A 15,855-nucleotide genomic window follows, 5' to 3' on the forward strand; every position below is an offset into this window, starting at 1 on the left:
GCGAATTGCTGTGTCAGGCGGTAACGCCAATTCCGCCATGTACGAAAAGTACACTTGCTCATTGGCGTTGCCGCTTTCCTTGCGCTTCATCGTTTTTATCCAGGCTGCACGTATAGCCTGCTTTAACTGGTTGTTTGTTCGAGTCTTTTTTCACCGTGTTTTCAAGCAATCCCCCATGACGTTGCACCGCAGAATATGCGGTGCAACGTCGTTTTTTTAGCGAGGCCCCCATGTTCTCCCGCCGCCATCCGTTGCTTTTCACCTTCCTCGTGCTTGTCGGCATTTTCATGTCCGGCATGGTAGCCCTTTCACTCATAACGGTGGCCGCGTCGGGAGGAAGGTTCGGAACCGGGCTTTCAAACAAGGTCGGAGTGGTGGAGCTTGACGGAACCATCACCGATTCCCGAATAATTGTCGAAAGCCTTGCCGATTTCAGGAAAAACGACAAGATAAAGGCCATTGTGCTGCGCGTCGATTCGCCCGGAGGCTCCCTGGGCCCAAGCCAGGAAATCTACGCCGAAGTCAAAAAAACCGTGGCGGAAAAAAAGGTCATCGTGTCAATGGGCTCGGTGGCGGCATCAGGGGGCTACTACGTCTCCTCCTGCGCCTCCGGCATCATGGCCAACCCGGGCACCATAACCGGCTCCATCGGCGTAATCATGGCCTACACCAACGCCAAGGGCCTGATGGACAAGGTGGGGCTTTCACCAGTTGTCATCAAAAGCGGCAAGTTCAAGGACATAGGCTCTCCCTTCCGGGACATGACCGCCGATGAGCGCGCCTTTTTGAACGAAACCATCCAGGCCATGTACATGCAGTTTGTGGACGACATCGTAAAGGGCCGCAAGATGGACAAGGAAAAGCTGCTCCAGCTTGCGGACGGCAGGATATTCACGGGGATAAAGGCCAAGGAGCTTGGGCTCATCGACAGGCTGGGCAACATGGAAGACGCCATTGCCTGGGCCGGAGAGCTTGGCGGCCTGGGTGAAGACCCCGCCGTGATTTACGCCAACCGCAGCCGCTTCGCGGGCCTGGAAAAAATGATGGAATCGGCCTCGAAGGTGATGGAAGGCGCAACCTCAGCGGTTCCGTTGCTTGCTTACCTGTGGATGCCCCCCGTCTGAAAAAGGCGCAATATTGATAAAAGCAAAGGGGCGGCCAGACGGCCGCCCCTTTGCTTTTATGCGGCAAGGAAACCAGCCTTACATCAGCCCTTTTCAGCCACTATTCCGAACACCCTTTCAAGGGCCTCGTCGAGTTTCGCAGGGTCTGTACCGCCCGCCTGGGCCATGTCCGGCCTTCCTCCGCCCGATCCGCCCACCATGCCCGCGATTTCCTTCACGATGTTACCGGCGTGGAATTTCTTCGCAAGGTCCTTGGTGACCATGGCCACCAGAAAAACCTTACCCTCAAAGGCGCTGCCCAGAACCACCACTCCGCTTCCGATCTTGTCCCGGAACCTGTCGGCGGCTTCTCGAAGCGCGTTTTGGTTGTCGGCTTCAACCTTGCGTGAAATCACCTTTGTTCCGTTTATCTCTTTGATGATATCCGCCGAGCCCGCCCCGGTTTCGCCTGCGGCCATGCGGACCTTCAGGTCCGAAAGGGCCTTTTCCTTCTCCTTTATTGTGGAGAGAAGTTTTTCAACCCGCTCCGGTACGGCTTCCGGCTTGTCCTTCAGGAGCTTCGCAGCAGAGTTCAGAAGGGCGAAGCGCTCCTTGGCGTAGTCGTAGGCCCCCTGCCCCGTAACGGCCTCTATGCGCCGCACGCCCGCAGCAACCGAGCTTTCCGAGACGATGAAAAACGAGCCGATGTCGCCGGTGCGCCCGGTGTGAGTTCCGCCGCAAAGCTCCCTTGAAAAATCGCCCATTTCCACCACCCGAACGCGGTCGCCGTATTTTTCCTCGAAAAGGGCCGTAGCCCCGCTGGCCCTTGCAGCGGCTGCGTCCATCTCGGTGGTGCAGATTGCCGCGTTGGCCCGGATTTTTTCGTTGACAGCAGCCTCGATGGCGGCGATTTCTTCATCGGTAAGGGCCGAAAAATGCGTGAAGTCGAAACGCAGGCGCTCCGCGTTCACGAAGCTTCCGGCCTGCTTGGCGTGATCCCCCACAACCGCCCGCAGGGCCGCGTGAAGAAGGTGCGTTGCGCTGTGGTTCAAGGCAGTGGCCCTGCGCCTGTCTTCGTTGACGGCAAGATTGACGGGCTCATTCCTGGAAAGGCTTCCGCGCGAAATTTTTCCGTGATGGATGAAAAGGCCCGTTGGATCCTTTCTGGTGTCCGTGACCTGCATCTCGCCGCCCGGCCCGGTGATAAGACCTTGGTCGCCCGCCTGGCCGCCCGATTCGCCGTAAAAGGAGGTCCGGTCGCTAACAAGGTCGATCAAATCCCCTTCCACCGCCTTTTCCACGGCCTTTCCATCGGCCATGAGGAGCAGGATTCGTCCCTTGGCGGTTGTACCGGTGTAGCCCAGAAATTCGGTTTTAACTCCCGCAGCAGTCAGTTCCTTCACCGCGTCGCTGGCCCCGGCGAAGCTGACAACCGTGCGGCTCTGCTCGCGCTGCCGGTTCATGGCGGCGGTAAACCCCACGTGATCGAGGGTGATGTTCCTGTCCCGAACCACGTCCTCCACTATGTCCACCGGAAAGCCATAGGTGTCGTAGAGTTTGAAAATCACATCGCCCGGAATCACGGTCTCGTTTTTGGCGGCAAGCTCTTCCAATGCCTCGTTCAAAACCGAAAGCCCGTGATCCAGGGTTTCCCGGAACCGGATTTCCTCATTTGAAAGAACATTTCCGATAAAGGCCATGTTCTGGCCGAGTTCCGGGTAGGGTTCGGCCATGGCCTTCGCCACGGCTCCCGCCGTGTCGTGGAGAAAGGGTTTTGTTAGCCCCAGCTGGCGGCCGTAGCGGATGGCCCGGCGAAGGATGCGCCGCAGAACATAGCCCCGACCCTCGTTTGAGGGAAGAATTCCGTCGCCGATGAGAAACGCGGCGGCCCGGCTGTGATCGGCTATAACCTTCATGCACACGTCGTCGGCGGCGTCCGCTCCCAGCGCCTTTTCGGAGAGTTTCTGGATTTCGGCAAAAATGGGCGAAAAGATATCGGAATCGTAGTTGGTGGGCGTGTTCTGCAGGACCGATGCGATGCGCTCAAGCCCCATGCCAGTGTCGATGGAAGGTTTGGGAAGGGGCGTCATTTTGCCCGATGCGTCACGGTTATACTGCATGAAAACAAGGTTCCAGATTTCCAGGAACCGGTCGCAGTCGCAGTCCGCGCCGCAGGTGGCAATGCCGCAGCCGAGGTTTTCGCCACGGTCTATGTGAATTTCGCTGCATGGGCCGCAGGGGCCGGTATCGCCCATGGCCCAGAAATTGTCCTTCTCGCCTAGGCGCACTATGCGGTTGTCCGGCACGCCCATCTTGTCGCGCCAGATTCCGTGGGCCTCGTCGTCGTCGCGGAAAACGGTGATCCACAGCTTGTCCTTCGGGAGCCTGAACACGTTGGTGAGAAGGTCCCAGGCGTATTCTATGGCTTCCTCCTTGAAGTAATTGCCGAAGGAAAAATTTCCCAGCATTTCGAAAAAGGTGTGATGGCGGGCCGTGTAGCCCACGTTTTCCAGGTCGTTGTGCTTGCCGCCCGCACGAACGCATTTCTGGGAGGTGGCGGCCCGCACGTAGTCGCGCTTTTCCTCCCCCAGAAAGGTGCGCTTGAACTGAACCATGCCCGCGTTGGTGAATAAAAGGGTGGGGTCGTCCTGGGGCACGAGGGAACTGGACACCGTCACCCTGTGCTCTCGATCTTTGAAAAAATCCAGGAAAAGCGACCTTATTTCGTTACCGGTTTTGTACATTGAAGCCTCGTTTGTTAGTCGCTGTGAAAATCGCGCGAAGTTGGAATTTAAGTAAAAGGCGGGAAAGAGCCTTGGCCGCCCTTTCCCGCCCCTGATGAGTTCAAAGGCTTTCTGCCTCTTACCAATAAATACGTCATTCGTCCATTATATCATCGGGTGGAACCACGGGCGGAGGGCCGGAAATGGCCATTTTCTCCCTGACCACTTCCGTGATCTTGGCCAGAACGTCCGGGTTTTGCGCCAGAAACTTCTTGGACTGCTCCCTACCCTGCCCAAGGCGTTCGCCCGCGTACGAATACCACGCCCCACTTTTTTCCACCACTCCGAGATCGACCCCGACGTCCAAAAGCTCGCCGGTCTTGGAAACCCCCTCGCCATAGATGACGTCGAACTCGGTTTCACGGAAAGGCGGGGCCATCTTGTTTTTGACGATCTTGACCTTGGTGCGGTTCCCGAGGGTTTCCTGGCCGTCGCGTATGGCCTGGCCCCGGCGCACGTCGAGGCGCACGGAAGCGTAAAATTTTAGAGCGTTGCCGCCGGTGGTGGTTTCCGGGTTTCCGTAGACCACCCCTATCTTCATGCGTATCTGGTTTATGAAGATTACGGTTGACGATGTCCGGCTGATGACGGCTGTAAGTTTGCGCAGGGCCTGGCTCATGAGCCGGGCTTGGAGGCCCATGTGGGAATCCCCCATCTCGCCCTCGATTTCGGCCTTGGGAACCAGGGCCGCCACCGAGTCCACGACGATGATGTCAACAGCGCCGGAGCGCACCAGGACATCGGTGATTTCAAGGGCCTGCTCGCCGGTGTCCGGCTGTGAGACCAGAAGCTCGTCGGTTTTGACTCCCAGCTTGTGGGCGTAGGAAACGTCCAGGGCGTGCTCGGCGTCTATGAAGGCCGCAGTTCCGCCCAGTTTCTGGGCCTCGGCCACAGCGTGTAGGGCCAGGGTCGTCTTGCCGGATGATTCCGGGCCGTAGATTTCCACTATCCTTCCACGGGGATAGCCACCTATGCCAAGGGCCCGGTCAAGGCCCAGGGAGCCGGTGGGGATGACCGGAATGGCCTCGATCTTGTTGTCGCCAAGTTTCATCAGGCTTCCCTTGCCGAACTGCCGCTCGATCTGGCTCACCGCGTCGGAAAGGGCCTTGGCGCGCTCCTTTGCCGGGTCTTTTTCAGCGTCCTTTGAACTGTCCTTTTCTCTCACCATGATTTTTCCTCGTTGGGTTTTCCGGTAAGGTTCGAGCAGGCGAGCACGGTGTAACGCGGCCCGCCGGGTAGCAATTCACTTCTGTACAGGGTAAGCGCCCGAACGGCAAAGGCCCCGGACTCGTGGGAGCCAAAGGTTTTCAGCGCTTCGGTCATTTTTATGGGGTCAATCCTGTCCCTGGCTCTCCCCACCGTGAGATGGCCCTTGAAGGGCCGGTCCTCCGGGGGGAACTTCAAGGCCCGCCAGCGCTTTTCCAGATCAGTGGCGAGATTTTCCAGGATATGAGTGTCTCCCCCAAGGCCCACCCACACCACGCGCGGGTTTTTATAGCCGGGAAAGGCCCCAAGGCCGCGCGCCGAAAGCGAAAAAGGCGGAAAAATTTCCGCAGATTTTTCCATTTCCGCTTTTATCAGCTCCACCTGATTTATGGTGACGTCGCCAAAAAATTTCACCGTAAGGTGCATGGCGGTTTTCGCCACCGGCCTGATTTTCACGCCGGAATCGACAAGCTCCTGACCTATGCGGAAAATTCCCTCTTTTACTTCAAGGGGAAGGTCTATTGCCAAAAAGGCGCGGAGAAATTTACTCACGGCGCACCCGTCAAATGATGTTCAGATGATTCATGAGATGAAGCACCGGAAGCGCCAAAAGGCCAGCCATCACGTCATCGGCGGTAATCCCGGTTCCACCCGAAAAATTCCGGTCAAAATACCTTACGGGCCAGGGCTTCAAAATGTCAAGAAGCCGGAAAAGAACGAAACCCGCCGCGACCGTGGAAAAATTGAACGGAAGCCCGAAGACCGCCACGCAATAGCCCGCGATTTCATCAATGACTATGCTTCCGGGGTCTTTTTGGCTCATTATCATGGAGGCCCGCTCGGAAACCACCACGGAAAAAACGATGAGCCCAAAAAGCAGGGCCAGATCGAGCGGGCGCGGAAGAATTGAGATCACGAAGGAAAGCGGTATCCCCAAAAGCGTACCGAAGGTTCCGGGCGCGCGCCGCACGTTTCCGATTCCGCATCCCGTTGCCCAAAACACCGCGCTTTCGCCAGGTTTATTCATGCTCATCCTCTTAACCGCCAAATTTTGCCATCCGAATAATAGATGTTAAAATATGCGAGCAAAAATATTAAATCCACAGACAGAGTATATATTATCCCTGTTAGCCTGATAAGCAGTGGCAGGTGAGGCCGGTTAGTTGATGGGTTACGTGTTATAATCCTTCCAAAGGGTTGAATTCCAAACAGATGAATTTGCATATATTTTTCAAGTAATTTGATACAGTAATGTGGAAAAATCGCCATGAAAGGTCCTAATAAAACATATATTGCCACAACAATAGGGAGTATAACTACTTCCAGTATTCGGATCATCACTTGAGCCTTCGATAAGATCGCGTCCTGAACGTATTATCCTATTGGGGCGGCAACAAGACTTCGCGTGGCTTCACCCCGTCACTCGGCCCCACCATGCCGTCCTTTTCCATGCGCTCTATTATGCGGGCCGCCCGGTTGTAGCCTATGCGGAGCCGACGCTGGATCATGGATATGCTGGCCTGCCGGGTTTCGGCCACTATTGCCACGGCCTCGTCGAATTTTTCGTCGTATTCCTCGTCATCCTCTTCGCCGTTGCCGTTGCCATTCCCTGCTGCGCTCTCGGTGACGGAAATGTCGTAGCAGGGCCTGCCCTGTTCCTTGACGAATGTGAGGAGGCGGCCCAATTCCTCGTCCGAGAGAAAGGCACCGTGAAGGCGCTGGATTTTGCCCACTCCGGGGGGCATGAAAAGCATGTCGCCCGCGCCCAGAAGGCTTTCCGCGCCGTTTGAATCGAGGATGGTGCGGCTATCTATGCGGCTTGAGACCTGGAAGGCCATGCGGGTGGGGAAGTTGGCCTTTATGGTGCCGGTTAAAACGTCCACCGAAGGCCGCTGTGTCGCCAGAATAAGATGGATTCCGCAGGCGCGGGCCATCTGGGCCAGGCGCATCAGCGCAGTTTCCACGTCTTTCGAGGCCACCATCATGAGGTCGGCCAACTCGTCGATAACTATCACCACGTAGGGAAAGGCCTTCAGTTCCGGGGGCGGAACGCCTGCCACGCCGGAAAAATCCTCGGAGCTGTCCTCGCCGTAGTCGGAATCCTCGCCGCTTTTTTCGGCGTCTTGGGCTGCCTCTGAAAGGCGTTCCTCCTCCTTTTTCGCCCTCTCCTCCTCCTGTTTTTGCTTAAGATGCGCGATTTTCTGGTTGTAGCCGATTATGTTGCGGGCTCCAAGGGCCGCCATTGCCTCGTACCGGGCCTCCATCTCCTTAACGGCCCAGAACAGCGCGTTGGTGGCTTTTTTGGGGTCGGTCACAACCGGGCAGATGAGGTGCGGGATTCCGTCGTAGTTGGCGAGTTCGATGCGCTTGGGGTCTATCATCACGAACTTCACTTCGTCCGGCGTGCATTTGTACAGAAGGCTTGCGATCATGGAGTTTAAGCCCACCGATTTTCCCGAACCAGTGGCCCCGGCGATGAGAAGATGGGGCATCCGGGCAAGGTCGCTCACGGTGGGAATGCCCACGATGTCCTTTCCAAGGCAGACCGTGAGCTTGGTCTTGTTGCGGGAAAATTCGCTCGAGGCCACCATTTCCTTGAAGCCCACAAGCTCGCGCACCTTGTTGGGCACCTCGATTCCCACCACGGCCTTTCCCGGAATGGGACCGACAATACGCACGGAAAGGGCTTTCAGGCCCAGTGCGAGATCGTTTTCAAGGCTTGTGATGCGGTTGATTTTGACCCCGGCTGCCGGCTCGTACTCGTAGGTGGTGATGACCGGTCCCGGCGAGACCTCAACCACGCGGCCCTTTACGCCGAAGTCCTCCAATTTTTGCTCCACGAGCCTTGCCTGGGCCATGAGGTTTTCCTGGTCCACGGATTCCGGGCGCGGGGGCGGGTCGTCCAGAAGGCTTAAGGGTGGAAGCTGGTAGATACGCTCCTCCCGGGCAAGGGTTCCGGCCGGCGGCAGAAAGGAGTCGTCCCTCGAGTCTGGCGGGTCTTCCCGAAGAACGGGCCTGGGCCTTATGCGGGGCGGCTTCCTGGGCGGCTCGTCAGGGGCGACAGGAGAATCATTGACGGATAACGGGGCCTCTGCCTGATCGGCCTCCACCGGCTCAGACCCGACGTTTTCATGTGACACGCCGTTTATGACGGGCGGAAAGGGAAGCGGCTCCTGCTTCGGATCGTCAAAGGGCTTTTTCCTGCGGGACTTGCCGTTATCGTTGGCTATGGGGGCGAAGCCGCCAGCAGGACCTGCCTGGGGTTTTTCCCGGCCAAAACCGGTAAAGCGCTTTTTTCCGGCTTTTACACCGGTCAGACCCAGGCGGCTTAAAATCCTCGCCGAGTCGGTGAGGGAAAGGCCGGTGGCGGCAACGAGGCTTGCCAAAAATCCGCAGAAAAGGACCAGAAATGAGCCCGCCGGGTTGAGAATTTCGGTGAGGGTCTTGGCCAGAAGCCCCACCAGCATTCCGCCGCCCGGAATACCTACGCCGAAAAGGTCGTATTTCGCCTGCCCGGAAAAGAGAGCGCCGGTGAAAATCGCCAGAAAAAAGGCCGAAACCCCCAAAAGGAACATGCGTTTGGCTTTTGCGCCCTGGATGAAGCGGATTACGGCGATTATGAGCAAAACGGGAATCCAGTAGGCCCCGGCCCCAAGGGTGGCGTTGATGAAAAAATCGGCGACAAGAGCCCCTGCCCTGCCGAAAAGATTCCTTATGGCGGCGTCGGGGTTCGCGGTATTGAAGGACGGGTCCGCGGGGCTGTAGGAAATGAGGCTTCCGGTAAGAAGCACCATCACCATGAATAGCCCGATTGCGAAAATCTCCCGCTTCTGGCGCGAGTTCCGCTCAGGCCGCACGGCCTTTTTAGGCTTTATCCGCCTGCCATCCTTGGCGGCTTCCTTTTTGGCCCCGGCCTTTGGCTTACCGGACTCCCCCGATTTTTTCACAGTCTTCACCGCCGCCTCTTTTTCAGGCTTTTTCTTGGGAGCTTTTTTCGCTCCGTTTTTCTTGGTCTCCGCCATTAAAGCCTTTCCGCATTCCAATTTGAAATGAAACAAGGATTTTCATATTTGAAAACCCGCCGTAACACCTACTGAATATCAATTTTCTATATCAGTGTTTTAAGCATGATTATTCATCCTTACCAATATGGTTCATTAGGAAAATACACCTTAAGTATAGCATTGAGACGGTTTTCAAATTCTTTAAGTTCCTTTGGTTTTTTTAACGACGGTGGAGTATCTGCTGAATCATCAAACATGTAATAACTTACTATTGACCTATAAGGGCCCTCAGAGTATATTAATGACAATACACACATATCGCCTATGAATGTTTTCGGATCCGAAGTATCGTTCTCATTTGCTTCGGCATATTTCTCTACAATGCTTTTTACCTCTGTTATCAAAGAATGAGCAACAAATATAGGAATTTTTACGGTACTGCTTCTTTCGAAATCTATTCGTTGCATGTCTATAGATTTATATGAACAGACTCCATACTTATCAATTTTAATCGAAACGTTTAATAAATCAGATGGAGCGAATCCACCGTAAAAATATTCAAATTTTCCTTTAAAATTATTTGCAAATTTTTCTACTATATATATTGTGGAAGGAGTAAAACTGATGATTAAAAATATTGATATGACAAAAAATTTTTTCACTGTTATTTCCTTATACAATATTAACAATACAGTTGAAGAGCCAAACGTCAATTACACATCAATTTTTCCTGTCATTTTTGTTAATGTATAAAGCTGCTGATAGCTTTGGGTGCATAAGCTAATGCTGCTTAAGTTCAAAGAAGCGAACTTAGGCATCTAACGCCCCGCCCGTCGCCCCATCATCCATCTTATGCATCATTAAGCGACCAAGCAAAAAATATAAGAGCTTCCCATCGTGGCCTCGTCCAGCGGGCCATATATCCAAAACACAAGGAAGCTGAGCAGGGCGGGCATATATCCAAAAGAACCCAGCCACGATCTTTTTCTCTTCCCGGTTTTTCCTTTATCGCAAGCCTCGGCCAGAGGGCGTGAGAGAGATGAGATGCAAGGCGTGCGAGCGAGTGGCGCGGGAGCGTACGCTTTTGTACGTGACCAAGCCGCGAGGCGAAGCACACGCCGCAGATCGCTCTCTCACGCCCTCTGGCGCGCCCTCACGCCCTCTGGAGCATTATGCGGCTGTCGGCGATAGTGCATCCCTGTCCCTCAGCATACACGATAACCGGGTTCAAGTCCATCTCCGATATTCGCGGATGATCGCTCACAAGCTGGCTCATGCGGAGGATGCAGTCCTTTATGGCCTCGATGTCGGAGGGCGGCGCGCCCCGAACTCCCTGGAGTATGCGGAAGGCCTTGATGGAGCGGATCATCTCCTCCGCCGAAAGCTCCCACATGGGCGCGAGCCGGAAGGTGACGTCCTTTAGGGCTTCCACGAAGGTGCCGCCAAGGCCGAACATGCAAAGGGGGCCGAACTTGGGGTCCTGGTTCGCGCCCAGAATGACCTCGATTCCGCCCTTGGCCATTTTTTCCATGAGAATGCCGTCGATTATGGCCTTTGGCTCGGCCCGGCGCACGTTGGCGATGATCTTTTTATATGCCTCGCGGGCCTGCTCGGCTGTTTCGATCTTTAAAATCACGCCGCCCACGTCGAACTTGTGAACGATCTCGCGGGAGGAGATTTTCATGACAACGGGCGGCCCCACGAACTTGAGCGCGGCCTCTATTTCATCCTCGTTCGTTATGAGGCGGCTTTTGAGCAGGGGAAAGCCGTAGAGGGCGAGAATCTCGTTGGCCTCCTGCTCGGGCAGGTGCACGCGGTCGGCGTCTTTGAGTTTCGCGTCGATTATGGCGGTAACCGCGGCCTTATCGACAGCATAGGTCACGTGGCGGCGCTTCTGGCTTTTTCCCGGGGCCAGGCGGTCGGAAAACTTGGTCATGGAGGCGAAAGCGCGCACGGCGGCTTCGGGGAAGCTGTAGTTGGGGATGTTGTGTTCCACGAGGTATTTCACGCCAGCCGAAACGTCCACGATGCCCATAAAGGAGCACAGAACCGGCTTGTGCACGGTTTCCAGCACCTTGGGCACGATCTGGGCGGTTTCCAGGACGTCGGTCATTTTCTGGGGGGTCAGCACCACGATTGCGCCGTCCACGCCTGGGTCGTCCAGGACCGATTTAAGCGCGCACTCGTAGCGCTGGTAGTCGGCGTCTCCGATAACGTCAACCGGATTATGGATGTTGGCGGTGGGAGGAAGGTGCTCCTTTAAGTCCGCCTCTGTTTCCGGGGTGAATTTCGCAAGCGTGAGACCGTGGCGGATGGCGGCATCCGTGGTCATGATTCCGGGTCCGCCCGCGTTGGTGACTATGGCCAGGCGCTTTCCTTCGGGAAGAGGCATACGCGAGAAGGCCTCGGCGTAGTGGAACATCTCGTTCACGTCCTCCACGCGCTGGATGCCGCTTTGGAGGAAAATGGCGTCGTAGGAGGCGTCCGAACCCGCAAGGCTTCCGGTGTGCGAGCTTGCGGCCTTGGCCCCCTCCTCGCTCCTGCCGCTTTTTATGGCCAGAATGGGCTTGTTGTGCTTCCAGGTGACGTCGCTTGCCACGTCGGCGAATTTGCGTCCATCCGAGATGTCTTCGAGATACATGAGGATGACGGAGGTCTGGGGATCGTCCGCAAGATACTGGAGAAGCTCCACCTCGTTCACGTCGGCCTTGTTGCCGAAGCTGATGAACTTGGAAAATCCGATGTCCCGGCCCTTGGCCAAATCGAGGACTGCGGTGCAGAGCGCGCCCGATTGGGAGATGAAGCCGATGTTGCCGGGCTTGGGCATGGTCTGGGCGAAGCTGGCGTTCATGGAAAAAGCAGGGTCGGTGTTTATGACGCCAAGGCAGTTGGGGCCGACAAGCCTTATGCCACGCTCCTTTGCCGCCGCCTTGACCGCTTCTTCAAGTTCAACGCCTGCGCCGCCCACCTCTTTGAAACCGGCGGTTATGACCACCACGCCCTTTGCGCCCTTGTCCGCCGCCTCGTGAATGACCTTGGGAACCAGCGGGGCCGGAACGATGATGACCGCCATGTCAACTTCGCCCGGAATATCCGTTATGGTGGGATAGGCCCGGTTGCAGACAACGGATTTTGCGCGGGGATTGACCGGATAAAGGACTCCCGTGTAGCCGCCTTCGATGAGATTGGTGACCACTGCGCGGCCCACGCTGCCCCGGCGGTCGGTTGCACCCACCACCGCGATGGAGCGGGGTTCCATGATGGCCTTTATGTTCTCAGCCATTATTCCTCCTTCAAAAACTCGCGTCAAACGCTATAAATTCGTTAAGCAGAAACTGATAAAAAGCCTGGATAAAAACGATGAAGCGCGAAGGTTCGCGAACGGCGCGGGGAGGAATAATACTTTTCGTATATGACGACCCGCAAAGTTTCGCGTGACACAGCGATTCGAGTTTTTAGACGGACGTTATAATTTTTTCGGACGCCCGGCAAACATGACCTTGTAGGACTGTGCCACGTCCAGCCAGGAGCCGGAAAGCTCGCGCATGTTCTTTGTAAGTCGCATCCAGAGCCTTCTCTGGCGAAGAAGCGCTGGAGCCTGTGTAAGTTTCACGTTGGCCTGGGAATAGGCGGCGCGGTTGCGGGAAAGGTCCCGGATTACCCGCCGGATGTTTTCGGCAGGCTCGGCTCCGGGCCTGGTCACCGGGTCGGGATCGGACAAGGGAGCCTTCGCGGGCCTTTCCGCTCTCTGGCCCTTGGGCACGGGGCCTATGAGGGCAAGGCCCATGAGGCTTCCCGTGCCCACGCTCTCCGGGCCGCAGGTGCCGCCTATGGGGAAGACGTCCCAGCCAGCGATGGCCCCCATTTTGAATGCGTTCATTCCGCACGATTCCATGGAAGGGGCCGAAAGCCCCGGATGGCGGCACTTGCCGGTTGCCATGTGGCGGCAGTTGGGCTGAAAGTGGCACAGGGCGTCCCGGCAGTTTCCGGCCCCGTAGCAGGCCTCGGAAAGATAGCCCATGTCGCGGGCGGTTTTCTGCAGAAGGCGCGCTATGGTGAAGGCGAGCATGTAATGGCCGCCGAGATTCATAAGGTTTCCGGCGTCGTCCATCACGCCGCCCGCTATATCGGCTCCAAGTCCCTTGGCCGCGATGATGGAGGGCGGCACCTTCACCCGAAAAAAAATCGCCCAGGTGTGGCGGCCCACGATCTCCCGCACCTCGTCTATGCTCCATCCGTTGGGCGGGCAGTGGGAGCAGCCGCCCGACATGTAGCACTTGGGGACCATGCACTTGAACCGCACCCTTGGGTCGATCAGGACGTCCTTCGCTTCAAGAAGGGCCACGTTGTCGGCCCCCCACTTTTTTGCGAGGAGTTGAAGCTCGTCCAGATCGGTGGGCATCACCCACTCCTTATCCAGGATGGGATTTTTACGAAGCTTGATCATGGTAACGCACCTTGGTTATTTCGCCGGAAAATCTTTGAATAATAAGATATCTGGCCGGTTAGCACTCCCAAAAAAGGCACGGTAACGCCTGGATAAAAACGATGAAATGCAAGGAGCGCGAGCCAAAAAGGAGGGCGCGTACGCTTTTGTACGTAACCGACTTTTTGGCGATGCGCGACACAGCAGTTCGCGTTTTTAGACAGGCGTTTCAATCAACGAATATTATGCCCGCCAGAAGCGGCCCCGTCTCCTCGTTCCAGAATTCCCAGCCGAGGGCCTTGGCCATTGACTCCACGTCAAGGCCCATTGCTATGGCCGAAGGGCGGGCCTTGTAGGGATGCCTGCACGTCCTGCCCTTAATTACCGCCATGCAGCGTTTTTCCTTGTGGCAGTAAATTGCCCGGCAGTTGCCCGCGCCGAAGCCGAGAGTCAGCTGATAGCCCTTGTAAAAGGCCGACGACTCCACCTGGGTTGTGATGAAATTGAGTTTTTCGTAGAGCTTCCTGTAGCCCGGCTCCGTTATGAGGCCCTGGCCGTGATCGGGCATGTCCGCCGGGGTCTTCAGCCTGAAGAACACGGCGCTGGAAAAGGCCCTTACTGCGTCGGCAACGGAATCGTTTGGGTAGCCGATGGGCCAGTGGGCGGAAGTGTAGGTTTTGACTGCGTCCGCCCCGCCGGATGAATCGGGATCGAGCACTATGTCGTCCGGCCCCAGGATCGCCGCGTCGTCGGCTCCCATGGAAAGGGCGAGGTTCCGCATCTCGGCCAGATCAAGGGCAAGGCGTTTCTCGTCGTTCACCGCCGATATCTGCCTTACGCCCTGGCGGCCCTTGGAGGATTGGACAAGGTAGAGTTCAGCACGCGCCATTTTTTTTGTTCTCCATGAGGGCCTTCACGGGCTCCATTCCGTAGGGGTCGCCCTCCTCGATTACCTTTAAAACCGCGCCGCCGCCGGTGAAGAAGTAATATTGGGCATCGTCCATGGCCGAAAGGTAGAGGCCGGGGCTTAGGTTCTTGAACTCCTGGAGGGTGTCGCCGCCGCCGTAGAGCTTCATGGCCGTGCGGTTCTTGTCTATGGTGGAGTCGAGCTTGGCCGAGCCTTCTGTAAAGTGCGGGGTGAAGCCCATGACGGCGTTCACGAAGATGGTCTTCGCCTCGGCCATTGTCTCGGCCACTCCGGGGGCCTCGAAGGACTCTGCGGCCACGTCAAGGAAATAGCCGTACTGGTTTCCGGGCTTGAAATCGGAGACCTTCACCTTGCGGTATTTGCCTTCCTCGCGCCCCAGAACGTCGGACTCCACCACCACCGGAAGTTCAACGATCTTTTTGGCAACCGCGTCCTGGGCCACAAGTTCCTTTGCGGCCTCTATGTCGCTCTCGCCCACGCCCGCCACTTTTATGCCGTACTTGGCGCAAAGGAAGGTGTTGTACATGACCCCGCCCAGAATGAGCCGGTCCACCTTCTTGTATATCTCCTTCAACGGGCCGATCTTGGTGTCGTATTTCGCGCCCGCCACCACCGCCACGAAGGGCCGGGCGGGCTCAAGAACCTGCCTTAAGTTTCCAAGCTCCTTTTGGAGCAGGAAACCCGCGTAGCTCGGAAGGTATTTGGTTATGTCGTAGGTGGAGGCGTGGGGCTGCCATGAGCCGAAGGCGTCGTTCACGAAAACGTCCGCAAGGCCCGCAAGCTGGCGCGCGAAAGCGTCCCTTCTCGCGTCCTTGGTTTCCTCACCGGCAAACCAGCGGGTGTTGGGGAGATAAATTCCGCCGATCTTGCGGGCCACCAAATCCCTTATGTGCCAGTTGATGGATGTGTCGATCTGCTCGATGCCGTTTGTCTCGTCCACGGGAAAGTCCGGCACCACGAACCTGGTGTGGAGCTTTCTCTCCAGGTACTCCACCACGGGCTTCACCGAAGAATCGTCCTTCACGGTTATCTTGCCGGTTTTCTTGTCGTAGGGCCGCCCCACATGGCTCATCAGAATGAGCCTCCCGCCCTGCTCCACGATGTAATAGAGCGTTCCTATGGTGGATTCGATGCGGTACGGGTCTTCCACCATGCCCTTTTTCACCACGTTGTGGTCCACGCGGACCAGGACGATCTTGTCTCGAAGATCCGCTTCTTCCAAAAGCGGCAGGTCGGGATGGAGCTTGGTCTGGTCCATGATGGATCCTCCTTGTGGGCTGTTGGAAAAATACAGTGCGGCGCATCTTTCTTTAATGCAAATACGATTTGCTTGCAAGAAGTTACGCGCAATCGGACGGAAACCGGGCAGAGGGCGCAGTGCTGCGCTGATGAACCCGATGCGGGC

Annotated in this window: 11 protein-coding genes; 1 reads left to right on the forward strand and 10 read right to left on the reverse strand. The window is 56.5% G+C overall.

Features of this window, described 5'->3' with window-relative positions; translation table 11 throughout:
* Nucleotides 1-230 precede the first annotated feature (230 nt).
* Nucleotides 231-1,124: a signal peptide peptidase SppA gene (sppA, locus tag HZB23_07875; protein MBI5844569.1), complete on the forward strand. Its 894-nt coding sequence runs from the start codon at nucleotides 231-233 to the stop codon at nucleotides 1,122-1,124.
* 83 nt (nucleotides 1,125-1,207) lie between these two features.
* Here sppA and alaS read toward each other — a convergent pair whose 3' ends face one another.
* From alaS to HZB23_07925, 10 genes are all read right to left on the reverse strand, one after another.
* Nucleotides 1,208-3,847 carry an alanine--tRNA ligase gene (gene alaS, locus HZB23_07880; protein MBI5844570.1) on the reverse strand — a complete coding sequence of 880 codons (2,640 nt, stop codon included), beginning with the start codon at nucleotides 3,845-3,847 and terminating at the stop codon, nucleotides 1,208-1,210.
* A gap of 133 nt (nucleotides 3,848-3,980) precedes the next feature.
* Complete coding sequence (gene recA, locus HZB23_07885) at nucleotides 3,981-5,054, reverse strand: recombinase RecA (protein MBI5844571.1); 1,074 nt, start codon at nucleotides 5,052-5,054, stop codon at nucleotides 3,981-3,983.
* On the reverse strand, nucleotides 5,048-5,644 hold the full coding sequence (gene thpR / locus HZB23_07890; protein ID MBI5844572.1) for an RNA 2',3'-cyclic phosphodiesterase: 597 nt from the start codon (nucleotides 5,642-5,644) through the stop codon (nucleotides 5,048-5,050). Before thpR ends, recA begins: the two co-directional genes overlap by 7 nt.
* Nucleotides 5,645-5,654: 10 nt before the next feature.
* Nucleotides 5,655-6,119, reverse strand: coding sequence for a phosphatidylglycerophosphatase A (locus HZB23_07895; protein MBI5844573.1), 465 nt, complete (start codon nucleotides 6,117-6,119; stop codon nucleotides 5,655-5,657).
* 352 nt (nucleotides 6,120-6,471) lie between these two features.
* A complete protein-coding gene (locus tag HZB23_07900; GenBank protein MBI5844574.1) occupies nucleotides 6,472-9,114 on the reverse strand; it encodes a DNA translocase FtsK 4TM domain-containing protein in 2,643 nt (880 codons plus the stop codon).
* A gap of 119 nt (nucleotides 9,115-9,233) precedes the next feature.
* Nucleotides 9,234-9,758: a hypothetical protein gene (locus tag HZB23_07905; protein ID MBI5844575.1), complete on the reverse strand. Its 525-nt coding sequence runs from the start codon at nucleotides 9,756-9,758 to the stop codon at nucleotides 9,234-9,236.
* A gap of 491 nt (nucleotides 9,759-10,249) precedes the next feature.
* Nucleotides 10,250-12,379 (reverse strand): acetate--CoA ligase family protein, encoded by a 2,130-nt coding sequence (locus HZB23_07910; protein MBI5844576.1) that lies wholly within the window; start codon nucleotides 12,377-12,379, stop codon nucleotides 10,250-10,252.
* 183 nt (nucleotides 12,380-12,562) lie between these two features.
* Nucleotides 12,563-13,543 carry a hypothetical protein gene (locus tag HZB23_07915; GenBank protein MBI5844577.1) on the reverse strand — a complete coding sequence of 327 codons (981 nt, stop codon included), beginning with the start codon at nucleotides 13,541-13,543 and terminating at the stop codon, nucleotides 12,563-12,565.
* Nucleotides 13,544-13,751: 208 nt separating this feature from the next.
* Entirely contained in the window at nucleotides 13,752-14,411 is a 660-nt protein-coding gene (locus tag HZB23_07920) for a hypothetical protein (GenBank protein ID MBI5844578.1), read from the reverse strand.
* On the reverse strand, nucleotides 14,398-15,708 hold the full coding sequence (locus HZB23_07925) for a phosphoglycerate kinase (protein ID MBI5844579.1): 1,311 nt from the start codon (nucleotides 15,706-15,708) through the stop codon (nucleotides 14,398-14,400). Before HZB23_07925 ends, HZB23_07920 begins: the two co-directional genes overlap by 14 nt.
* Between the last annotated feature and the right edge of the window lie 147 nt (nucleotides 15,709-15,855).

It is taken from the genome of Deltaproteobacteria bacterium (genome assembly GCA_016235345.1).
Taxonomy (GTDB): domain Bacteria; phylum Desulfobacterota; class Desulfobacteria; order Desulfobacterales; family Desulfatibacillaceae; genus JACRLG01.